This is a genomic window from Streptomyces sp. NPDC102514, assembly GCF_055584525.1.
In genome coordinates this window covers 81,521-103,292 of record NZ_JBVJLW010000018.1, presented here as the reverse complement: position 1 = coordinate 103,292, position 21,772 = coordinate 81,521, and the positions used below count along the sequence as shown (strand labels likewise).

19 protein-coding genes are annotated in these 21,772 nt (G+C 72.3%); 7 read left to right on the top strand and 12 right to left on the bottom strand.

The window, feature by feature from the left end; all coding sequences use genetic code 11:
• Positions 1-41: 41 nt before the first annotated feature.
• The gene (locus tag ACZ60E_RS36355; protein ID WP_469446143.1) at positions 42-755 is read right to left on the bottom strand and encodes a DUF3159 domain-containing protein; all 714 of its coding nucleotides are present in this window, start codon (positions 753-755) and stop codon (positions 42-44) included.
• A 250-nt stretch (positions 756-1,005) separates the two neighbouring features.
• Here ACZ60E_RS36355 and ACZ60E_RS36350 point away from each other — a divergent pair, with 250 nt between their 5' ends.
• Positions 1,006-2,910: a S9 family peptidase gene (locus ACZ60E_RS36350; RefSeq protein WP_469446141.1), complete on the top strand. Its 1,905-nt coding sequence runs from the start codon at positions 1,006-1,008 to the stop codon at positions 2,908-2,910.
• Complete coding sequence (locus tag ACZ60E_RS36345) at positions 2,907-3,560, top strand: GOLPH3/VPS74 family protein (protein ID WP_384811191.1); 654 nt, start codon at positions 2,907-2,909, stop codon at positions 3,558-3,560. The genes ACZ60E_RS36350 and ACZ60E_RS36345 overlap by 4 nt, the downstream gene beginning before the upstream one ends.
• A gap of 265 nt (positions 3,561-3,825) precedes the next feature.
• Here the strand turns inward: ACZ60E_RS36345 and ACZ60E_RS36340 are convergent, their stop codons facing one another.
• On the bottom strand, positions 3,826-5,880 hold the full coding sequence (locus ACZ60E_RS36340; protein WP_469446263.1) for a HelD family protein: 2,055 nt from the start codon (positions 5,878-5,880) through the stop codon (positions 3,826-3,828).
• 369 nt (positions 5,881-6,249) lie between these two features.
• Here ACZ60E_RS36340 and ACZ60E_RS36335 point away from each other — a divergent pair, with 369 nt between their 5' ends.
• Positions 6,250-6,438, top strand: coding sequence for a hypothetical protein (locus ACZ60E_RS36335; protein WP_210881115.1), 189 nt, complete (start codon positions 6,250-6,252; stop codon positions 6,436-6,438).
• A 31-nt stretch (positions 6,439-6,469) separates the two neighbouring features.
• Here ACZ60E_RS36335 and ACZ60E_RS36330 read toward each other — a convergent pair whose 3' ends face one another.
• Entirely contained in the window at positions 6,470-8,113 is a 1,644-nt protein-coding gene (locus tag ACZ60E_RS36330; RefSeq protein ID WP_384811194.1) for a DNA repair helicase XPB, read from the bottom strand.
• A gap of 233 nt (positions 8,114-8,346) precedes the next feature.
• Between ACZ60E_RS36330 and istB the strand changes: the two genes are divergently transcribed.
• Entirely contained in the window at positions 8,347-9,879 is a 1,533-nt protein-coding gene (istB, locus tag ACZ60E_RS36325) for an IS21-like element helper ATPase IstB (protein WP_469446138.1), read from the top strand.
• Here istB and ACZ60E_RS36320 read toward each other — a convergent pair.
• Positions 9,857-10,198, bottom strand: coding sequence for a hypothetical protein (locus ACZ60E_RS36320; protein WP_469446136.1), 342 nt, complete (start codon positions 10,196-10,198; stop codon positions 9,857-9,859). The two genes, istB and ACZ60E_RS36320, sit on opposite strands and share 23 nt — an antisense overlap.
• 485 nt (positions 10,199-10,683) lie before the next feature.
• Complete coding sequence (locus ACZ60E_RS36315; RefSeq protein WP_469446134.1) at positions 10,684-13,374, bottom strand: helicase-associated domain-containing protein; 2,691 nt, start codon at positions 13,372-13,374, stop codon at positions 10,684-10,686.
• A 141-nt stretch (positions 13,375-13,515) separates the two neighbouring features.
• Here ACZ60E_RS36315 and ACZ60E_RS36310 point away from each other — a divergent pair, with 141 nt between their 5' ends.
• Entirely contained in the window at positions 13,516-14,619 is a 1,104-nt protein-coding gene (locus tag ACZ60E_RS36310; protein ID WP_469446132.1) for a hypothetical protein, read from the top strand.
• Here ACZ60E_RS36310 and ACZ60E_RS36305 read toward each other — a convergent pair.
• Genes ACZ60E_RS36305 through ACZ60E_RS36295 form a run of 3 tightly spaced genes read right to left on the bottom strand, consistent with a single transcriptional unit; the run spans position 14,570 to position 17,642 of the window.
• The gene (locus tag ACZ60E_RS36305; RefSeq protein WP_469446131.1) at positions 14,570-15,496 is read right to left on the bottom strand and encodes an ABC transporter ATP-binding protein; all 927 of its coding nucleotides are present in this window, start codon (positions 15,494-15,496) and stop codon (positions 14,570-14,572) included. The two genes, ACZ60E_RS36310 and ACZ60E_RS36305, sit on opposite strands and share 50 nt — an antisense overlap.
• Positions 15,493-16,653: a FecCD family ABC transporter permease gene (locus ACZ60E_RS36300; RefSeq protein ID WP_469446130.1), complete on the bottom strand. Its 1,161-nt coding sequence runs from the start codon at positions 16,651-16,653 to the stop codon at positions 15,493-15,495. The genes ACZ60E_RS36305 and ACZ60E_RS36300 overlap by 4 nt, the downstream gene beginning before the upstream one ends.
• Positions 16,650-17,642: a FecCD family ABC transporter permease gene (locus ACZ60E_RS36295; RefSeq protein ID WP_384811206.1), complete on the bottom strand. Its 993-nt coding sequence runs from the start codon at positions 17,640-17,642 to the stop codon at positions 16,650-16,652. Before ACZ60E_RS36295 ends, ACZ60E_RS36300 begins: the two co-directional genes overlap by 4 nt.
• A 231-nt stretch (positions 17,643-17,873) precedes the next feature.
• Between ACZ60E_RS36295 and ACZ60E_RS36290 the strand changes: the two genes are divergently transcribed.
• Complete coding sequence (locus ACZ60E_RS36290; protein ID WP_384811208.1) at positions 17,874-18,494, top strand: HAD family hydrolase; 621 nt, start codon at positions 17,874-17,876, stop codon at positions 18,492-18,494.
• A gap of 15 nt (positions 18,495-18,509) precedes the next feature.
• On the opposite strand, the gene ACZ60E_RS36285 is transcribed toward ACZ60E_RS36290, so the two are convergent.
• Positions 18,510-18,758 (bottom strand): hypothetical protein, encoded by a 249-nt coding sequence (locus ACZ60E_RS36285; protein WP_189771853.1) that lies wholly within the window; start codon positions 18,756-18,758, stop codon positions 18,510-18,512.
• Positions 18,759-18,953: 195 nt separating this feature from the next.
• Between ACZ60E_RS36285 and ACZ60E_RS36280 the strand changes: the two genes are divergently transcribed.
• Entirely contained in the window at positions 18,954-19,337 is a 384-nt protein-coding gene (locus ACZ60E_RS36280) for a cold-shock protein (RefSeq protein WP_107015351.1), read from the top strand.
• A 205-nt stretch (positions 19,338-19,542) separates the two neighbouring features.
• On the opposite strand, the gene ACZ60E_RS36275 is transcribed toward ACZ60E_RS36280, so the two are convergent.
• Genes ACZ60E_RS36275 through ACZ60E_RS36265 form a run of 3 tightly spaced genes read right to left on the bottom strand, consistent with a single transcriptional unit; the run spans position 19,543 to position 21,640 of the window.
• Complete coding sequence (locus ACZ60E_RS36275) at positions 19,543-20,448, bottom strand: 1,4-dihydroxy-6-naphthoate synthase (protein WP_469446127.1); 906 nt, start codon at positions 20,446-20,448, stop codon at positions 19,543-19,545.
• Positions 20,432-21,112, bottom strand: coding sequence for a futalosine hydrolase (locus ACZ60E_RS36270; RefSeq protein WP_469446125.1), 681 nt, complete (start codon positions 21,110-21,112; stop codon positions 20,432-20,434). Before ACZ60E_RS36270 ends, ACZ60E_RS36275 begins: the two co-directional genes overlap by 17 nt.
• Positions 21,113-21,151: 39 nt before the next feature.
• The gene (locus ACZ60E_RS36265; RefSeq protein WP_107015354.1) at positions 21,152-21,640 is read right to left on the bottom strand and encodes a hypothetical protein; all 489 of its coding nucleotides are present in this window, start codon (positions 21,638-21,640) and stop codon (positions 21,152-21,154) included.
• Positions 21,641-21,772 lie beyond the last annotated feature (132 nt).

The following is a 21,772-nucleotide window of genomic DNA, read 5'->3' as shown; positions in this document are numbered from 1 at the left end:
GACAGGTCAGTGACATATTGACACCAAGTGTCGCTGAGGAGTCAGCCCCGTTCGGCGGGCAGCATGCCGATGGCCGTCAGGCGCTTGTTCGAGCTGCGGGCGGCCCAGGCGACCACCAGGAGGGCGAGGGCGAGCAGCGGGAAGCCCATGGCGATCTTGGCCGCGCCCAGCGAACCGACCTGGTCGGTCGCGTAGAAGTACTCCTGGACGGCGAACCGGGCACCGAAGACGGCGGCCAGCACGAGCGTGGCGACGTCGTAGTAGAACCGCGAGCGCTTGTCCGCGCGCCAGGCGTGGCCCTTGCCGGTGGCCGCGTTCCAGAGCACGCCGGCCAGCGGCCACCGGACCAGGACGGAGGCGAGGAACAGGACGGCGCCCGCCAGGCTCGCCCAGATGCCGATGAGGAAGTAGTCCTTGGCGGAGCCGGTGAACCAGACGACGCCGGCAGCGACCACGACGCCGAACACACCGCCGATCGCGGGCTGCACCGACTCCCCGCGCACCAGGCGCAGTACGCCGATGGCCACCGCGACGCCGAGGGCGGCGGCGATCGACACCGCGGTGCCGCTGAAGTTGTGGGCGACGACGAACGCCAGCGCGGGCAGGGCCGAGTAGACGATCCCCTTGGTGCCTCCCGCCTGGTCGAGGACCGAGGGCTGCTGCCGGGGCGCCGTCGGTTCCGCCTGCGTTCCGGGCTGCTCCGCCTGCGTGCCGGACGGGTCGGACTGTGTCTCCAGGAAGCTCTTGGTCCTCATGGTGGTCAGTTCTCCCGAGTCGTCTGGGGTGAGGTGCACTGTCGATTGTCGCTTAATGACGGGTTGGCAGTAAGTGACATTTCTACACCTGGAACCAGGTGTGACCTGGGTCACGTACTGGGCGGAGGTTTGGGTGGGTGGGCTTGAAGCAGATGTCACTCAACGCAGATGTCACTAAGTGACATCTGGAGGCAGCCGGAGACAGCCAAAGGCATCCGGAGGTAACCGGAGACGGACGGAAGGGACCCACATGACACAGCGGGAGACCATCTCGGTCGAGGAGTTCTTCAGCCCGCCGCCCCGCGCGAAGACCACCCTGTCGCCGGACGGCAGGACCATGGCGTACCTGGCGCCGTGGAAGAACCGGATGAACGTCTGGATCGAGAGCGTCGACGCGCAGGGGGACGCCCGGTGCGTGACCACCGAGGACCGCGGAGTGGTGAGCTACCACTGGACCCATGACCCGCGCCTGCTCCTCTACTGCCGCGACCAGGGCGGCGACGAGAACCTGCACCTCTACCGCGTCGACCTGGACGACCCGGACGCCCCCGCGGTGGACCTCACGCCCTGGCCCGGGGTGCGGGCCGTCGGCGTGGACCTGCCCGCCGGGCGGCCCGGCAAGGTGATCACCCAGCTGAACCTGCGCGACCGCGCCCGGTTCGACCTGGTCGAACTGGACCTCGCCACCGGCGACCTCACGACCCTCGCCCACAACCCCGGGCACGACGACGAGCGAAACGACGTCGACGGGTGGCTGTACGGCGAGCGCGAAGTGTTCGCGACGGCGACGACGGCCGAGGGCGACATCGAACTGTCCCGGTGGGACGCGGCGACGAGTACGCCGACCCCCGTCGCACGGTTCACCGGGCGTGACGCCCCGCTGGGCATCTACCCCCTGGAGGTCACCCCGGACGGCACCGGGGTGTGGCTCGGTTCGCACCGGGGGAGCGACCGCCTGCGCCTGGCCCGGCTCGACCTGGCCACCGGTGAGGAGCACGAGGTCGACTCCCACCCGCGGTACGACCTGGACACCCGCGCCCGGGTCTTCCCCGCCCTGCCCTCCCCGCTGATCCGCAGCCGCCGGACGGGCGACCTGCTCGCGGTCCGCCACCTCGGCGAACGACAGGTCGTACACGCCCTGGACCCGCACTTCGCCGACGTACTGGAGAACCTGGAGAAGCTGTCCGACGGTGATCTCGCCGGGGTGTCCTCCGACGAGAGCGGGCAGCGGTGGGTGGCCTCGTTCACCCACGACCGCGACCCCGGCGTCACGTTCCTCTACGACCACGCCACCGGCGAGAGCCGTCTGCTCCACCGGGCCAAGCCGGACCTCGACCCCGAAGCGCTGGCACCGATGCGCACGCTGTCGATCACCTCCCGCGACGGACTGACCCTGCCCGTGCACCTGACGCTGCCGGTCGGCGTCGAGCCGGCCGGGCTGCCGATGGTGCTGTTCGTGCACGGCGGTCCCTGGAGCCGGGACAGCTGGGGGTACAACCCGGCCGCGCAGCTCTTCGCCCACCGCGGCTGCGCGGTGCTGCAGGTCGACTTCCGGGGTTCCACCGGCTACGGCAAGGCCCACACCAGGGCCGGTATCGGGGAGTTCGCGGGCAGGATGCACGACGACCTCGTCGACGCCGTGCGGTGGGCCGTCGACCAGGGGTACGCGGATCCGGACCGCGTGGCCATCATGGGCGGTTCCTACGGCGGCTACGCGGCACTGGTCGGCATCACGTTCACCCCGGACGTCTTCGCCGCCGCCATCGACGTCGTCGGGGTCTCGGACCTGGCCAACTTCATGCGCAGCCAGCCCGACTTCGTCAAACCGATGCTCGCCCACAACTGGTTCACCTACGTGGGCGACCCCGCCGACCCGGAGCAGGAGGCCGACATGCTGGCCCGCTCCCCGATCAGCCGCGTCGACCAGGTCCGCACCCCGCTGATGGTGGTGCACGGCGCCAACGACGCGCGGGTCGTCCTCGCCGAGTCGGACCGGTTCGTCGAAGCGCTGCGTGCGCGGGACGTCCCCGTCGAGTACATCGTCATGGAGGACGAGGGCCACGCCATCGAGAACCCGGAGAACGTGATCGCGCTCTACACCGCGGCGGAACGCTTCCTGGCCGAACACCTGCGCTTCGAGACGGAGACGACATGATCCAAGGTCTGCCGCAACACCTCTATCTGCTCTGCTACACCGTGGACAAGGGCAAGTTCCAGCTCGACAACCTGCAGGGCCGCGGCCAGTTGCTGCGCGCCGGCGCCCTGACCGAGCTGGCCCGCGACGGGCTCCTCGACGCCACCGGCGGAAAGGTGATCCGCAGATCCGGGAGGACGCCGGACGACTCCTTCCTCGCCTCGGTCTGGCGCGACCTGCCCGACAACAGGCCCAAGAGCTGGCTCCAGTTCGTGCACAACAAGGCGCACACCGCGGAGAAGCCGGTACGCGATCAGCTGGCCGCGGCGGGAGAGGTCACCGTCACCCGCAACAAGGTGCTCGGGCTCGTCCCGTCCGACCGGATCACCGTCACCCAGCCGGAGAACGTGCGCGCCCTCCAGCAACGGGTGCGCGGCACCGTCCTCGACCGGACCGATCCGGCGGCGATCCCGCTGGAGGAACTGGCCATGGCCGTGCTTTCGGTCGAGCTGGAGGTCACCTGCGTATGGAGCCGCGCGGATCTGCGCGCGCACAAGCCGGCGCTCAAGGCCCTTGCCGCCCGGTACGACGAAACGATCCCCGGCCTGCGCAAGGCGCTCCGCGACTCATACCTCGCGAGCCGGGCGGTAGGCGGAGGCTGGAGCGGCTGAAACCTCTGCGCAGTTCCCCGCGCCCCTAAAGACGAAAAGACTGCGCAGTTCCCCGCGCCCCTAGGCGGGTGGGGGCTGGGGCGCAGCCCCGCCCCTCAGGGGCGCGGGGAACGGCGCGGCCAGCCCCCACGGGCCCGCACCCGGTCACCGGCCGGTCTTTCAGGGGCGCGGGGAACGGCGCGAGCAACCCCCACCGACCCGCACCGGGCCACCGGCCGGTCTTTGAGGGGCGCGGGGAACGGCGCGAGCAACCCCCACCGGCCCGTCAATCCCCCAGCTGTGCCGGCAAGGCGTCCGCGTGGGTCACGATCAGGCCCGACACCGCCCGCGTCAGCGTGACGTACAGGCGCCGCAACCCCGTCCGTTCGTCCGGTTCACCGTCGACGACGGCCTGGGGTTCGTCCAGGACCACGTAGTCGTACTCCAACCCCTTCGCGAGCGACGCAGGCACCAGCGTCAGCCGGGCGGAGGCGGTCGTCTCCTCGCCGGGAGCGAGATGGTCGAGCCCTGCCTTCGCCAGCGCCTCGGCCAGCACCGGCACCCGCCCGTCGGCGGCGATCAGCCCCACCGACCCCTCCCGCGCAAGCAACTCCTCGCAGGCCGCCACCACTTCGGCGGCAGTGGTGTCCACGGCAGCCGCGCGGACCGCGCGGACCTCGAAGAACCCCGGGTTCTCCCGGACCGACGCCACCGGCGCCAGCCCCGGCGCGATGTACGGAAGCAGCCGGGACGCGTACGTGATCACGTCGGTCGGGACGCGGAAACCGGCCGTCAGTTCCTCCACCACCGCCTCCGACTTCCCCAGGTGCGCCAGCGCCTCCTCCCAGCTCCGCGTCGCCCACGGCGTCGTACCCTGCGCGAGATCCCCGAGTACGGTCGCCGAACCGGTCGTGCAGCGCCGCCCCACCGCCCGGTACTGCATCGGCGACAGGTCCTGCGCCTCGTCGAGCACGACATGCCCGAGGGAGTGCGTGCGCTGTACGAGGTCGGTGGCCTCGTCGATCAGCACGGCGTCCGCGGCGGCCCACTTGACGGACTTCACCGACCGGACCGGCTTCGCCCAGCGGATCGTCTCCTGCTCGTCCTCCGTGAGGACACCCTCCGCGTGCAGCGCCAGGAAGTCCGCGTCCGAGAGCAGCCGGAAGACCAGCTTCGCCGGGTCCACCGGCGGCCAGATCGCCTTGACCGCCGCCTTCACCGCGGGGTTGCGGGCGACGGCGTCCTGCACCCGGTCGTCCGGCGCCTCGCCGGACCGTTCCATCTGCACCAGCACGGCGTGCGCGATGCGCTGCGGCAGGGCTTCGCGGGCGGCGCCGTACCGGATGTCCCGGTCCAGCAACTCCTGCACGATGGAGGTCAGTTCGTACTCCGGTACGCGCCAGCGCCGGGAGCCGCGGACCACGACGACCTGCTCGGTGGGCGGGGTCACGTGTGCGCGGACCGCCCGGCGCAGCACCTCGGCCATCCGCGCGTCGCCCTTCAGGACGGCGGTCGCCGCCTCGTCCGCGCCCCGCACCTCGACGTGCGCGACCAGGTCGGCGACGGTGGCCTGCTTGACCTCCAGTTCGCCCAGCGCGGGCAGCACCTGTTCGATGTAGTGCAGGAAGGACGCGTTGGGCCCGATGACGAGGGTGCCGGTGCGGGCGAGGCGGTCGCGGTGGGCGTACAGGAGGTACGCGACCCGGTGCAGGCCGACGGCCGTCTTGCCGGTGCCGGGACCGCCCTGGACGCAGACCGTGCCGCCCAGGCCGGACCGTACGATCTCGTCCTGTTCGGGCTGGATCGTCGCCACGATGTCGCGCATGGGGCCCACGCGCGGGCGTTCGATCTCCTGCTGGAGCAGCTTGCTCGTGGCGGCGGTCTCCGCGGGGTCGGAGAGGTGTTCGTCCTCGTACGCGGTGAGGTCGCCGCCGGTGTAGCCGAAGCGGCGGCGCAGCCCGATGTCCATCGGGGTCTTCTTGGAGGCCCGGTAGAACGGCTGGGACACGGGGGCGCGCCAGTCGATCACCATCGGGTCGCCGCCGGCGTCGTGCACGTGCCGGCGCCCGATGTAGAAACGTTCGCCCTCGGCGCCCTCCGCCTGCTCGGCGCCCGGGGCGTGCAGGTAGTCGAGGCGGCCGAAGAAGAGCGGGGTGTGGGACAGGTCGGCGAGGGCCTTGATGCGTTCGTCGATCTGGCGGGTCAGGACTTCCGCGTTGACCCAGTTCGCGGTGACGTCCCGGATGTCGAGGGACTGGACGTCCTCGCGCATCGAACGCAGTGCGGCACGGGAGTGCGCGAGGTGGGCGCGTTCGCGGGAGAGGGGATCGTCGGACGGCATGGCGGAGTCGGACGGGGTGGACACGGGTGTTGCCTCCGGGCCTGCGGGAACCGCGGGGCCGGGCGGGCCCCGCTGACTGTGGCGGTGAACCGACCGGTTTCCGTCCGGACGGCGGCGCTCCACGACGGGAGGCGGGCAAGAGCGGAGATCTTAGGCGAGCGGGCCCACCCGAGGCCAACCGTTTTCACACCCCCGGCCTCCGTACCCCAGGCCTCCGGGCTCTTGAACCCCCGGCCCCCCCCCGCGACCCCTAGGGGACACCGACCCCCACCTCCGGGGTGGAGGTCGCCCCGAAGTCGTACGCGGGGACGACCCGGGCTCGGTCCGCAGGCCGATGGAAGCGGGGCGCGGACGTTGCACCATGGATGCATGAGTACAGCGACCTTCACCCAGGCCCCCGCCCGCCCCCGTCCGCCGAACGGCGCGACCGCCCTGCGGGGCAGTCACCGCCATCGCGTCGGCGACGCCCTGCGGGCCGTCAAGGTCTTCGCCGGCGCCGCCCTCGGAGTGGTCCTCCTCGGCGAGTACGGCGAGGAGGCGGGCGTACGCCGCCGGTAGCGCCCCCTCCGGAGCGCCGACCGGCCACGCGCTAGTTGTCGGCCAGCAGCTCGTCCGCGTCCACGATCCGGTACGCGTAACCCTGCTCGGCCAGGAAACGCTGGCGGTGGGCCGCGAAGTCCTGGTCGATGGTGTCGCGGGCCACGACCGAGTAGAAGTGCGCCTGGTGGCCGTCCGCCTTCGGACGCAGCACCCGGCCGAGGCGCTGGGCCTCCTCCTGGCGGGAGCCGAAGGTGCCCGACACCTGGATGGCGACCGTCGCCTCCGGCAGGTCGATGGAGAAGTTGGCGACCTTCGAGACGACCAGCACGCTGATCTCCCCCTCACGGAACGCGTCGAAGAGCTTCTCGCGCTGCGCGTTCGACGTCTCGCCCTTGATGACCGGCGCGTCCAGATGCTCGCCCAGTTCGTCGAGCTGGTCGATGTACTGGCCGATGACCAGGGTCTGCATCCCCGCGAACCGACGCACCAACGCCTCGGTGACCTTGCGTTTCGTCGCCGTCGTCGCACAGAAGCGGTACTTCTCCTCCGCCTCGGCGGTCGCGTACGCCAGCCGCTCGGAGTCCGTGAGGTTCACCCGGACCTCGACGCAGTCGGCCGGCGCGATGTAGCCCTGCGCCTCGATCTCCTTCCAGGGCGCGTCGAAACGCTTCGGCCCGATCAGGGAGAACACGTCCGACTCGCGGCCGTCCTCACGCACCAGCGTGGCCGTCAGACCGAGCCGGCGGCGCGCCTGGAGGTCGGCGGTGAACTTGAAGACCGGCGCGGGCAGCAGATGCACCTCGTCGTAGATGATCAGCCCCCAGTCGCGGGAGTCGAACAGCTCCAGGTGCTGGTAGACACCCTTCCGCTTGGTCGTCAGCACCTGGTACGTCGCGATGGTGACCGGGCGGATCTCCTTGCGCGTACCGCTGTACTCGCCGATCTCGTCCTCGGTCAGACTCGTGCGCTTGACCAGCTCGTGCTTCCACTGCCGGGCCGAGACCGTGTTCGTGACGAGGATGAGCGTGGTGGCCTTCGCCTCGGCCATCGCGCCCGCGCCGACCAGCGTCTTTCCGGCGCCGCAGGGGAGCACGACCACGCCCGACCCGCCGTGCCAGAAGTTCTCCACCGCCTGCTTCTGGTACGGCCGCAGGGACCAGCCGTCCTCGGCGAGCCCGATGGGGTGCGCCTCCCCGTCCACGTACCCGGCGAGGTCCTCGGCCGGCCAGCCCAGCTTCAGGAGCGTCTGCTTGATCTGTCCGCGCTCGGAGGGGTGCACGGCCACGGTGTCCGGGTCGAGCCGGTTGCCCACGAGCGGGGTGATCCGCTTCGAACGCAGGATCTCCTCGAGGACGGGCCGGTCGGTGGTGGTCAGGACGAGCCCGTGGGCGGGGTGCTTGCTCAGGGTGAGCCGGCCGTAGCGGCCCATCGTCTCCGCGATGTCGACCAGCAGCGCGTGCGGCACCGGATAGCGGCTGTACTGCACGAGCGCGTCCACGACCTGCTCGGCGTCGTGTCCGGCCGCGCGCGCGTTCCACAGGCCGAGCGGGGTCACCCGGTAGGTGTGGATGTGCTCGGGCGCGCGCTCCAGCTCGGCGAAGGGAGCGATGACCCGGCGGCACTCGTCCGCCAGCTCGTGGTCGACCTCCAGGAGCAGGGTTTTGTCGGACTGGACGATGAGTGGACCATTCACGCGCGTCCCCTTCTGCACAGCCGTGCGATGTGCACGGCCAAACGTCCAGTGTGCCTGATCGTCGCCACCCGCCGCCGCGAACGCCCGGCGCCCCCGGCCCTGTCCTACTGAATGTCTATTCATTCCAATGAGTGGTGTGAATTCAGATTTACGGTCGCTGCCCCGAAGAATGGCGATCCCGCAGGTCACTGCGCAGGTCACCGCCCGGTTCGCCGCCCAGGGAGAGCTCACTGTTGTCTCATCACAGCCATGCCCCGCCGCCCGAGCCGCAGCCCGAGACGCCGCCCCCCTCGCAGCCGAGCGCGACTCTCGGCTACTCGCTCTTCGCCACCCGCTGGCTCCAGGCCCCGCTGTACTTCGGACTGGTGGCCGCACAGGGTGTGTACGTCTACAAGTTCTTCAGAGAGCTGTGGACTTTAATCCTCCGGAGCGTGACCGGGCAGGCGAACGAGACGTACGTCATGCTCGCCGTGCTGAAACTGGTCGACGTCGTCATGATCGCCAATCTGCTGATCATGGTGATCGTCGGCGGGTACGAGACGTTCGTCTCGCGCATCGGCCTCCAGGGCCACCGCGACCAGCCGGAATGGCTCTCGCACGTCAACTCCAACGTGCTGAAGGTGAAGCTCGCCACCGCCATCGTGGGCATCTCGTCCGTGCACCTGCTCCAGATGTTCGTGGACGTGCACCACACCTCGCACCACTCGCTGCTGTGGGGGACGGTCATCCACATGGCGTTCATCGCCTCGGCCGCGATCCTGGCGTACATGTCGGGCCCGATGGCGACGCACGGGGAGCGCCCGCACAAGGGGCATGGGCAGGCATCCGCGCAAGGGCATGTGCCGGGGCTGGAGCACGGGCACGGGCAGGAGCGAGGGTTCGGGCAGGCGTATGCCTCAGGTGCGGGGTCCGGGGTCGAGAGCGCCGGCAGGCCGGCCGGCGGGATGACGGGGTCCTCCGTCCCGGCCGAGTTCGCGTTCGCGGCCAAGACCGCGCCCGCCGCCCGGATTCCCGTCCAGCTCACGGGCCCGTCCGCCACGCAGACCGGCACGCAGGCCGGCACCCAGCCCACCGCACAGGCCGCGGCGCAGATCGCCGCGCAGGCCACCGCCCCGATCCCGGTGCAGACGGTCTCCGCCCCGTACGACGCGCACGAGTCCGTCGACCCGCACGACTCCTCGGAGCCCGGTGTCGAGGCCCGCATCCGTGACGCCCGGTTCCCCGCCCGGAAGCTGCTGGAGGAGTTCGACGAGGAGTACCCCCGGGTGCTCGACCGGGAGGCCGTGTCCCGGCTCGGCAGCCTGGACTTCGTCGCGGCCCGGCGCAACGTGGTGTTCGTCGGCCCGCCCGGCACCGGCAAGACGCATCTCGCCGTCGGCCTCGGCGTACGGGCGTGCCAGTCGGGGCACCAGGTGCTCTTCGCGACCGCGGCGCAGTGGGCCGCGCGGCTGGCCGGGGCCCGGTCGGCCGGCCGCCTCGGTGAGGAACTGGCGGACCTCGACGCCCGCCCGCTGCTCATCGTCGACGAGGTCGGCTACACACCGCTCGACCCGGACACCGCCCACCTCTTCTTCCAGCTCGTCGCGCACCGCTACGAGCGGTCCTCCCTGATCGTCACCACCGACCGTCCGCTCGGCCGCTGGGAGGAGGTCTTCGGCGGCGCGGCCCCCGCGATGGTCGACCGGCTCGCGCACCACGCGGAGATCGTGCGTCTCGAAGGCGACAGCTACCGCATGCGCCGGGTCACCTCAGCGTGGGCAGAGTGATGTTGTTGATCAGCGGCCCCTCGATGCTGACCCCCTCGGTCACCAGCGGTTCGACGGCGGCCACCGGCAGAGGCAGCGGAAGCGCGGAGGGGGTGGCCGGGGCGGACTGAGGTGCCCGCGCGGCCGTCCGGGCCGCGGCGGCCTGCGGGGCGAGTACGCCGATGAGCACGGCCGAGGCGATGAGGGCGACCGTGGCGGCGGTGCGCGCGCGGTGGCTACGGCGCTCCGGACCCGCGGGACTTACGGCGGGAACGGAGGGCACGGACGGCACGGAGGCCGTGGGGCACACGGGTTGCAGCGTGAGGCGGAGGGGACGCATGGGAGCCACGGAACCTTTCGGGTGCTGCTGAGCTGGGGCAGAGCCCACGGAACGGGGCCCACGGAACGGGGCCCACGGAGGGAACGGGCCGGACCCGGGACGGCCGGGTCCGGCCCGCGGACTGGGCGTACGAGACGGGACGGGGCTTACGGGGTGTGACGCGCCGCGCGAGCGCGGCTCAGAACGTCACGCCCCCGCCGAGATCGATGCCGATCGCCGCGGCCTGTGAGGCGAGTGCGCCGAGCAGCGCGGCGGTACCGATCAGGACGGTGGCGACACGACGGGCAGTACGCATGGGATTCCCTCTTCTTCACGTGGGTTCGTTGCGTGAGCAGGACGCCCAGTGGCTGCCCAGCGGCCGGCGCGGGAATGCCGGAGAACCCACAAGGTCCCTCATGGGTGGGAAGCGCCCGGCGTGGCGTGCATGAACCACCGCCTACACCCGAACGAGTGAGGCGGAGACCGGCGGGCGAGGGTGCGCGGACTCAGGCCTGTTCGTCCGCCAGTTCCGCTTCGTCCGCCAGTTCCGCCACGCCCGTCACCCGGTGCAGCGGATACGTCCGTACCTCGTCCGCGGTGTGGTCGTACGCCGTGACGAAACCGCCCTCCACCCGGACGGGGGCGATGACGCGCTGGCTCGCGGAGCCCTCGGCGTTCACGTAACCGATCCACAGGGTGCCGCCGGTGAGGACGGCGGCCTGCATGGTGGCGAGGGTCTCGGCGGAGGTGGTGCGCGGGAGGGCGCCGTTCCGCCCGCCGCCTGAGAGGCCGGAGCCGGAGTCGGAAGAGCCGGCGGAACCGGCGGATCCGGAACCGGACGGCTTGCGCGGAGTCGTGGAGGCCAGGTCGCCCGCACGGATGGCCCGGATCGCGGCGCCCAGCAGGGTGGTGTCGGGGGACGGCGGACCGTCGGGGACCGGCTCGGGCGCCGTGCGCGGGGGCGTGCGGTGCGCGAGCGCGCGGGTGATCAGCACATCGCCCTCGGCGGACTCGGCGGCCGGCGCGAAGCCCATCGCGCGCAGCCCTTCGAGGAGTGTGGCCGGGTCGGCCTGGGCGGCCAGCACCGTGGGCGCGAGGCGGCGCAGCCGCAGCCCCTGCGAACGCTTGTCGGCGATGATCTCGTTCAGGACCGCGTCGTCGTCGCAGCGCACGTACGCCGACGCCGCGCCGATCCGCAGGTGGCCGTGTCTGCGGGCCACGTCGTCGATCAGGTAGGCGAGCGGCTGCGGTACCGGCGTACGGGAGTGGGCGGTGAGGAACGCCTGGAGGTCGGAGGCCGAGCGGCCCGCGTCCAGGGCGCGGCGGACCGAGCCCGGGGTGAAGCGGTAGACCGTCGCCCCGCCCTTCGACTCGACGTCCGCGAGGACGTCCAGCACATCGGCCAGCGGGCGGCGCAACGGACCCGGGGCCACCGCCGTCAGGTCCGCCTGGAGGAGGACGTGGTCGAGGGGTTCGGGAAGCAGCGGGGCCAGCAGCCGGCCGGCGAGGGCGGCGGCGGAGGCCACCTCGGCGGGCGAGCGGGGGTCCGGCGCGGGCACCGGATGGTGGGGATGCCGGTGGTGGACGGGCAGTTTGTCGCCGGGACCGGAGGCGGGACCGGTCGCGGATGCGGATGCGGACGCGGGGGCGGGGGCGGGTGCGCCGGGCGGCGCCCCCATGAGCGCCCGTCCGTGCGCGGACAGCGCGCCCCGGCCGGTGATGCCCAGGGACTCGGCCTCGGTCAGCGTCCACCGGGCGATCCGCGACCGCAGATCGTCCGTGGAGGCGGTTCCGCGCAGGGCACGCTCCCAGTGGAGGCGGGCGACGAGGGCGTCGGGGGACGTGGAGCCGCCCTCGGGCAGCGCGGCGAGGAGCGAGAGGACCCGGTGCCGGACCTCGGGCGCCGCCGAGCGGTCCAGGCCGGGGCCCAGCGCCGCCAGCGTGCGCTCCTTGGTGTCGCGTCCGCCGACCACGCCCGCCGTACGGGTCGCCGACAGCCACGCCGTGGCCAGCCGGGTCCAGCGCTCGGCCGCCGGGAGCTCCAGCCATTCGTCGTAGGCGGGCGTCGCCGCGTACCGCTCGTCGGCCTCGCCGTCCGGGGCCAGCAGGCCCGCCGCGTAGGCGAGTTCGACCCAGAAGGCGGCGACCGGCTCCGGTACGTCGAGGGCCACGGCCGTCCGCTTCAGGTCGCGCACGCTCAGACCGCCCGCGCGCAGCGCCGACGGACCGCCCTCGTCCCAGTCCTTCAGCAGCTCCTCGACGGTGGCGAGCGCCGTGTACGCCTGCCCGGCCGCCGTGCTGTCCACAACCTGTGGACGGTGTACGGAGGTGGGCTCGACCGGCGGAGGAAGTGGTTCCGTCCGCTGGTGCGCCCGCCCCTCGCGCAGATGGAGGGCCACCTCGCGGGGCAGTACGACCGTGCCGGGCGCCGTCGGCAGCAGCAGTCCGCGGTCGAGGAGCCAGCGCAGCCGGGTCGCCGGATCGGCGGTCACCTGACCGTACGGCGGCCCCCAGACCAGCCGCGAAAGGACTTCGAGGGAGTCCGGCGGGGCCGTGTCGAGCAGGGCGGACATCCGGGCGCGGTCGGTGAAGAGCCCCGTGAGCGACTCCACCGCGGACACCGCGTCGTGCGTCGTGGGCAGTCCGGCCGTCGTCAGGAGCTCCTGGATCCGGCCCGGGGACATGCCCGTGGTGGCCTCCGCGACCGTCGGGCCGAGTCCCGTCGGGGAGGGGTGCTGCGGTGAGGGCGCGAGCAGTTCGCGGGCCGTGCGCACCAGCCGCAGCCGGTCGTCCGAGCCCCACACCAGTGCCTGTTCGCGCAGGACGGCCACGGCACGCGGGAGCGCCTCGACGACCACCGGATCGTGCCCGTCACCCGCCAGCAGGTCCCGGAGCGTGCCGTACGGCGCCGGTTCCGGGGCGACGGCCAGCGCCTCCGCGGTCTGCAGGGCGAACCGGTCCAGGCGTTCCAGCGCCCGGATCACGGAGGCCCGCGTACCGGCCCGGGTGGCCAGCTGGGTCAGGTCGGTCGGTACGGGAGTGATGAGGTCCGGGCGGGCCCGCAGCAGCGCGGACAGGGAGGAGTCGTCGCGGGCCCGCAGGTCCTCCGCGAGGGAACGAGGGTGTGCCCCGGCGGGGGCGGGCTCCTCTGCGGACGCCCCGCCGGGCTCCTCTGACGACTGCTCCTGGACGCTCATCCGATCCACGGTAGCGGGTGGGCCCCCACCGCCGGTCCCGTTGGCGTGAGCCGCGGCCGTGCCGGGGCCCGCCACCGGCGGCGGGCGCGGTACCGTCGGTCGCACGGGAAAACGCAACGTGGGCGTCCCGGAGGGGACTTCGTGGGGATCGAGAGCGACCAGCTCGTATTCGACTATCTGAGCCGGGTCGGCGACCTGGCCCAGCAGAGGCAGCTGCCGTCGGGGACGCGGATGCGGCTCGTGTCCGAGCTGCGCGGCGAGATCGACCGTCGCCGGACGAAGGCGACCCTCGACAGCCCGGCCGCGGTCCGCCGCATCCTGGATCGCATCGGCACCCCCGAGTCGGTGGTCGCGGCGGCCAACTCCCCGACCGACAGCGGCGCGGGCACAGGTGGCGGCACCGGTACAGGTACCGGCACGGACAAGGCCGCCGGTACGCAGTCGTCCCCGCCGAAGCGGTCCGCCGTCCCCGCCCAGCGCGCACAGGAACCGGCGGCCCGTCCCCGGCGCCTGCGCCGCGCGGTGCCCCGGCCGCGTACCGCCAACCCCGAGGTGGCCGAGTCGGAATCGACCGGGATGGTCGGCTCCCCGCCCACTCCGCCGCACCTCGCCAGCACGGAGGAGCTGGGCACCGGGCCCCAGCCCGACTGGTGGCGGGTGGAGAGCGGCCCGTTCGGCTCGACGGACAGCGTGCCGGGCTTCACGGGCGGCATCGAGATCCCGGAACTGTTCAAGCCGCCACCGGACGACGACCCCGACAAGCTCGACAAGCCCGGCAAGGAGGGTGAGCCCGAGCCGAAGTCCGCGGCGGCGGACGTCGTCGAGGTACCCGTACCCGCCGGGCGCGCACGCCGTCGCCTCGTACCCCGCCTGCGCCCCCTCGGCGGCGGTGGTGGCGGTGGCGGCGGGGGCTGGTCCAACCCGCTCCTCCTGCTCGCCGCCGCCCTCCTGGTCGCCGGCGCGGCCATCGGCAACCTCGTCATGCTGGGCCTCGGCTGGCTCATCGCCTACCTCTCGCGCAGGCTGAGCCCCACCGAGGCGAAGTGGGCCGTCCTCGTCCTGCCCGGCATCGTCGCCTCGGGGGGCATCGTCTGGATCTGGGGCCGTTCGGACGGGCGCTGGGGCGAGCCCATCGCGCAGGACCGGATGAGCGACGCGATCGCCGAGACCTGGCCGTGGGTCCTGCGCGGCGCGGCTATCGCTTCGGCGCTGTATCTGGTGTGGCGGTCGCAGCGCCGGAAGTGACGGCGTCCTCCGGCGCGGGAACACCGGCCCGCCCCTTCCCGGACAAGGACGAGGGCGGGGAGGCGGACGAGGACGCGGCACTCCAGGGCGCCCCCGGCACCACCAGCGGCGACCCGGTCACCGGATCGGGCACGACGACACACTCAAGACCGAAGACCTCCCGTACGAGACCGGCCGTGACGATCTCCGACGGCGGGCCCGAGGCGACGATCCGGCCCTCCTTCATGGCCACGAGGTGGTCGGCGTAGCGGGCGGCCTGGTTGAGGTCGTGCAGGACCAGGACGACCGTGCGGTCCCGGCCGCCCTCGGGAGCGGACGCGGCCAGCCTGCGCACCAGATTCAGGACCTCCACCTGGTGCGCGATGTCGAGATACGTCGTCGGCTCGTCCAGGAGCAGCAGTTCCGTCTCCTGCGCCAGCGCCATCGCGATCCACACGCGCTGCCGCTGCCCGCCCGACAGCTCGTCCACGGGACGGTCGGCGAGCGCCGCCACGTCCGTACGCTCCATCGCCTCCGTCACGGCCCGCTCGTCCGCGTCGGACCACTGCTGCCACCAGCTCTGATGCGGCTGACGGCCGCGCGAGACGAGGTCCGCGACGGTGATCGCCTCGGGCGCGACCGGAGTCTGCGGCAGCAGCCCGATCTGCTGCGCGATCCGCCGGGTGGGCAGTTCGGCCAGCGAGATCCCGTCGAGGAGCACGGCACCGCCGCGCGGCTTCAGCAGCCGCCCCAGCGCACGCAGCGTGGTGGACTTCCCGCAGGCGTTGGGCCCCACGACGACCGTCACCCGCCCGTCAGGGACCGCGAGGTCGAGACCGCGCACCACGGTCCGGTCCTCGTACGCGAGCGTCAGCTCCCGCGTCGACAGCCTGCTCATGCCCTGCCTCCAGAACGAACGGAACCGGCGGAACGAACGGAACCGGCGGAACGAACGGAACCGGCGGAACGAACGGAACGGCTCCGGACGATGAGCCAGATCAGATACGGCGCCCCGACGGCCGCCGTGAGCACCCCCACCGGCACCTCGGTCGGCGAGAACAGCCGCCGCGCCAGCAGATCGGCCAGTACGACGATGACGGCACCCAGCAGCGCCGAGCAGACGAGCGGGATCTGCGTGGTACGGGCCGTGCGGCGCGCGATCTGCGGGGCCAGCAGCGCCACGAAGTCCACCGGCCCGGCCGCGCCGGTCGCCACCGACGCGAGTACGACCCCGAGTACCACGAGCCCCAGCCGCACCCGGTTCAGCCGCACCCCGAGGGCCGTCGCCGTGTCGTCGTCCACGCCGACCGACCGCTGCGCCCGCGCCGCCCACGCCAGGGCCGGTACGAGGACGAGCAGCGTCCAGCCCAGCGGCGCGGCCTCCGCCCAGCCGCGGCCGTTCAGCGAGCCCGTCATCCAGATCTGCGCCTGCTGGGCGACGAGATAGTCGCCCTTCGTCATGAAGAGGGTGGTCACCGAGCGCAGCGCGATGGCGAAGCCGATCCCGATGAGCACGAACCGGGTGGCGTGCAGCCCGCCGCGCCACGCGAACGCGTACACGAGCCCGGCCGCCAGCAGCCCGCCCACGACGGACAGGTACGGCAGGACGGCGTACGAGGTCACGCCGAACGTCATCGCGCCGACCGTGAGCGCGCTCGCGCCCTGGCTGACGCCGATGATGTCCGGGCTGGCGAGGGGGTTGCGGGCGACGGTCTGGATCAGCGCGCCCGCCACTCCGAAGGCCGCCCCGACGAGCAGTCCGACCACCAGCCGGGGCGCCCGCAGCGTCCCGACGACCAGTTCGTCGGGCGAGGGCCGGCCGGTCAGGACCTTCAGCACCTCCCCGGGCGCGACGAAGCTCTCGCCCACACAGAGGTACGCGAGACAGGCCGCCGCGAGCAGCACGGTGAGGACCGCGCCCACGGTGGCCGCCCGCCGGTGCAGCAGGAAGGTGGCGTGCCGGACGCGGAGTACGGAGTAGCCGGCGGCGGAGGCGGTGGTGCGTGTCCTCGGCGTGGCCGGTGCGGCCGGGGTGTCCGCCTGGGTGGCCGTCACGCCGGTACCGCCTTCCTGCGCACGAGCCCCACCAGGAACGGCACGCCGATCAGTGCCGTCATCACGCCGGCCGGGACCTCGCCCGGCGGGAACAGCACCCGGCCGACGGTGTCCGAGACCAGCAGCATCGCCGGGCCGAGGAGCGCGGCGAGCGGCAGCACCCAGCGGTGGGAGGGGCCCACGATCGCGCGGGCGAGGTGCGGGACGGCCAGTCCGATGAAGGCGAGCGGGCCGGCGGCGGCGACTCCGACGCCGGTGAGCACGGTGGCGCCGACGCCGCCGACGATCCGTACCGTCCCGACGCGCTGGCCGAGGCCCTTGGCCACGTCCTCGCCCAGTGCGAGCGCGTCCAGGCCGCGGGCCACCGACAGGACGAGGACGGCTCCGGCCAGCAGGAACGGCCACACCTGGCCGGCGATCTCCGCGTCACGGCCCGACAGGGAGCCGACCTGCCAGAAGCGGAACTCGTCCAGCGCGGAGGCCCTGGTGGTGAGGACCGCGGTGGTGACGGAGACGAGGAGCGCGTTGATCGCGGCGCCGCCGAGGGCGAGTTTCACGGGGGTCGCGCCGCCCCGGCCGCTCGACGCGATCGCGTACACCGCGACCGAGGCGATCGCCGCGCCCGCGAAGGCGAACCAGACGTAACCGGTGAGGGTGTGGACGCCGGCGAAGGCGATGGCGAGGACGACTCCGACGGCGGCGCCCTGGCTGATGCCGAGGATGCCGGGGTCGGCGATGGGATTGCGGGTGATGCCCTGCAGGGCGGTTCCGGCCAGGGCGAGGCCCGCGCCGACCATCAGGCCGATGAGGGTGCGGGGGAGTCGTAGGGCGCGTACGACGTCCGCGTCCGCGGTGTCGGCGTTGTGCAGGAGGGCGTCCAGGACCGTGGACGGGGGGATGGGGCGGGCGCCCACGGTGAGGCTGAGCAGGACCGCCAGCAGGAGGGCCAGGGCTGCCGCCGTCAGGGCGGCGATGCGTCTGGCTTGCATGGCTGCGTGCTCCGGGGGTGGCTGATTGTCGATGACTTGTTCGGTAAGGCTGGCCTGAGTCTATGCGGGTGGGTGGGGCGGGAAGTGTGCCGGGTGCGGGCCGGCGGGGGCTTGTGCGCAGTTCCCCGCGCCCCCGGAAAAGGGATGGCCGGGGGCGGCTGCCGGGTGCGGGTGCGCTGTGGCCTGTCGCGCAGTTCCCCGCGCCCCTGAAAGGGGGCCGGGGTGGGCACAATGGCTCATATGACTTCTCGTGTGTTGACCGTCGGGTTTGACCTCGACATGACCCTTATTGACTCCCGGCCCGGGATCCGGGCCTGTTATCAGGCGCTTTCCGTGCGGACGGGCACTTTCATCGACGCCGATCTCGCCGTCACCCGGCTCGGGCCGCCGCTCGCGGAGGAGTTGGTCAACTGGTTTCCGGCCGAGGAGGTCGCGGCCATGGCGGACGTCTACCGGGAGATGTACCCCACCCACGCCATCGCCCCGACGCCCGCGATGGCCGGCGCCCGCGAGGCGATCGCGGCGGTGAGGGCCGCCGGGGGCCGGGCGATCGTCGTCACCGCCAAGTACGAGCCGAACGCCAAGCTGCATCTCAGCCATCTCGGCATCGACGCCGACGCGGTCATCGGCGACCTGTGGGCCGAGCGCAAGGCGGAGGCCCTGCGCGAGTACGACGCGGGCGTCTACGTCGGCGACCACACCGGCGACGTACGCGGCGCGCGGACCGCCGGAGCGCTGTCCGTCGCGGTGGCCACCGGCCCGTGCGACGCGGAGGAACTGCGCGCGGCGGGCGCCGACGTGGTCCTCAAGGACCTGCTGGAGTTCCCGGGTTGGCTGGCGGCCCACCAGTAGGGGACCGGCGGGCGGTCACGAACTTCCGCGTGCCTGCCGGCGGCCGTCGGCGATCGACTGGAACACCCCCGCTCCCGCGATGAGGAATCCGACGCCCATCAACATGCTCAGACCGAACATGTACGTAGGAAAGGGCGTCGTGTCGAGCAGCAGCGGGGCCACGGTGACCAGAGTGGCCACAGCTCCGACGAAGAACACGATGGCACCGGCACGGATGAGTCGTTCTCCGGCCGCGGCGGAATTCGGTTGGGTTTTGTCACGCACTCGACCAGGGTAGTTCCCTGCCCGGAGGAACAATCCGGCGACGTCTTGTCAGCAGCCGCCGGACCATTAGCCTTGGTACAGGCGGGTCCGACGACCCGCTGTAGTGCTGTACGGACCTGTTTCCCGAGCAGTTTCAGCCGAAGTCTTGAAGTCTTTCCGACGCAGTTTCCGACGAGTACGAGGACGAGGACAGACGTGCCTACCGGCAAGGTCAAGTGGTTCAACAGTGAGAAGGGCTTCGGCTTTCTCTCCCGCGACGACGGCGGCGACGTCTTCGTTCATTCCTCGGTCCTGCCCGCCGGAGTCGATGTTCTCAAGCCGGGGCAGCGGGTGGAGTTCGGTGTGGTCGCCGGACAACGCGGTGACCAGGCGCTTTCGGTGACGCTCCTGGACCCCACGCCGTCGGTCGCGGCAGCCCAGCGCCGCAAGCCCGACGAACTGGCCTCCATCGTCCAGGATTTGACGACCCTCCTGGAAAACATCACGCCAATGCTGGAACGGGGCCGCTACCCCGACAAGGCCTCAGGCGCAAAGATCGCAGGCCTACTGCGCGCGGTGGCGGACCAGTTGGACGTATAGCCGACCCGGGCTGCGCCCTCATGGGCGCAGCCCGCACGAGGGGCGCGGGGAACGGCGCGGCCAGCCACAGCGCACCCGCACCCGGCAGCCGCCCCCAGCCACCCCTTTTCTGGGGGCGCGGGGAACGGCGCGACCGGCCCCCACCGGACCCGCACCCACAATCCGCACCCGCCCACCGACCCCGCACCTCCCGGCGAGGGACCCGCTAGGGAAAGTCCAGCGCCCCCGGCGCAAGCGCGGGCACAAGCCCTTCCGCCGCCGCCCGCGTGAGAAGGCCCCGGATCGCCGCGTACCCGTCCTCACCGAGATCCGCCGTGAACTCGTTGACGTACAGCCCGATGTGCTGATCGGCGACCGCCGCGTCCATCTCCTGCGCATGCGCGAGCACATACGCCCGCGAGGCCTCGGGATCGTCCCAGGCGGCCCGCACGGACGCCCGGACGGACTCGGCGAGCAGCCCCAGCGCGGCCTCGCCCAGCGACCGCCTGGCGATGATCGCGCCCAGCGGGATCGGCAGCCCCGTCGTCAGCTCCCAGTGCTCGCCCATGTCCGCGAGCTTGTGCAGCCCGTAGTTCTGGTACGTGAATCGGGCTTCGTGGATGACGAGTCCGGCGCCCACCTTCCCGTCCCGTACCGCGGGCATGATCTCGTGGAACGGCATGACCACGATCTCGCCGACCCCGCCGGGAACCGTGTCGGCGGCCCACAGGCGGAACAGCATGTACGCGGTCGACCGCTCGCTGGGCACGGCGACGGTACGGCCGGTGAGGTCCACGCCCGGCTCCCGGGTGAGGACCAGCGGCCCGCAGCCGCGCCCCAGGGCGCCCCCGCAGGGCAGCAGGGCCCATTCGTCCAGGACGTACGGCAGGACGGCGTACGACACCTTCAGGACGTCGAACTCGCCGCGTTCGGCCATGCCGTTGGTGATGTCGATGTCCGCGAAGGTCACGTCCAGCTCGGGCGCCCCCGGGATCCGGCCGTGGGCCCAGGCGTCGAAGACGAAGGTGTCGTTGGGACAGGGCGAGTACGCGATCTTCAGAGGCTGCGTCTCGGAGGACTGCGAGGGCTGCGAGGGCTGAGGCGTCTGCGAGGGCTCAGTGGGTGAGGTCATGTGGGTTCCAACTCTCCAGTACGGGCGCAAGCTTCCCGAAGGCCCCGGTGAGTGCCGTGAGGGCCTCGCCGATCCGCCAGGCGGCGCGGTCCCGGGGGCCCACGGGATTGGACACGGCACGGAGTTCCAGGACGGGGACGCCGTGCGCCGCGGCGGCCTCCGCCACCCCGAAGCCCTCCATGGCCTCGGCGAGCGCGCGCGGGTGGCGCCGGCGCAGTTCCACCGCGCGTGCGGCGCTGCCGGTCACCGTGCTGACGGTCAGGACAGACCCCTGACGTGCTCCTGTGACGGCCGCGATCTCTCGTACGAGTGAATTCGGCGGCCGGTGCGTGACGGTCCCGAACCCCAGTTCGGTGACCGGAAGGAACCCTTGGGCGGTCTCGGCGCCGAGGTCCGCGACCGTGATCTCGTCGGCGAGGACGAGCGAGCCGACGGGCGCGTCGGGCAGGAATCCGCCGCCGATACCGGCGGAGACGACCAGGCCGTACGGCTCACCGCCCAGCGCGGCGATGGTGAGCGCGGCGGCGGTCGACGCGGCGGCCGCGGCCGGTCCCACGCCACCGGCGAGAGGATGGAGCACCAACGACGCCGATGCCGGCGCCGTGAACGCCGCGGCCACCGCGTCCCGTTCGGCGGGGACGGCGGTGGTTACGAGGACACGCATGAGCGGCGCTCCCTGAGGATCGGGCGGCTCAGCGGCGGCTCAGGCGTCCGCGTTCTCAAGCTTGAAGTTCCAGACACCCTGGACCTGCGTACCGGCCTTGTTCTGCTGGACGACGCTGATGTAGATCGTCTTCGGGGCGGCCTGGCCCGACTGCTCGGCGAAGAGGTCGACGCCCTCGAAGGCGTAGTACGTCTTCTTGAAGGGGGACGTGACCTGCTGGCCGTTGAGCCACAGGGCCCAGCCCTCGTCGGCGATCTCAGGGTCGACACCGATGCGCAGCGTCTCACCCTGCGAGACGCTGATCGTGTCGGAGGACTTCTTGAGGGCGCACTTGGTCGCTTCCTCCTTGCCGATGGTCTTGCCGTCCTCGTAGCACTCGGCCTCGACACTGACCGAGTTCTTGCCGACCGTGACCGTGGCCATCGGCGTCGGCTTGTCACAGGCGGACAGCACAAGAAGTCCGGCGGAAACGGCACTTGCGGCGGCGACGGCGCGGCGACGGCGCGCAAGGGGACGCTGGGAGCTCATGGGCGAAGGTTATCGGGCGGGTCGCGCGGCCCGGCTATGTGGGTGGGCTACGCGGCGTGCCGCGGGCCCGGATCACTCCGGCGAGCAGGTGACGGCCGGGCCGGGACAGGGCGGCTGGCAGACGGTGGCCGG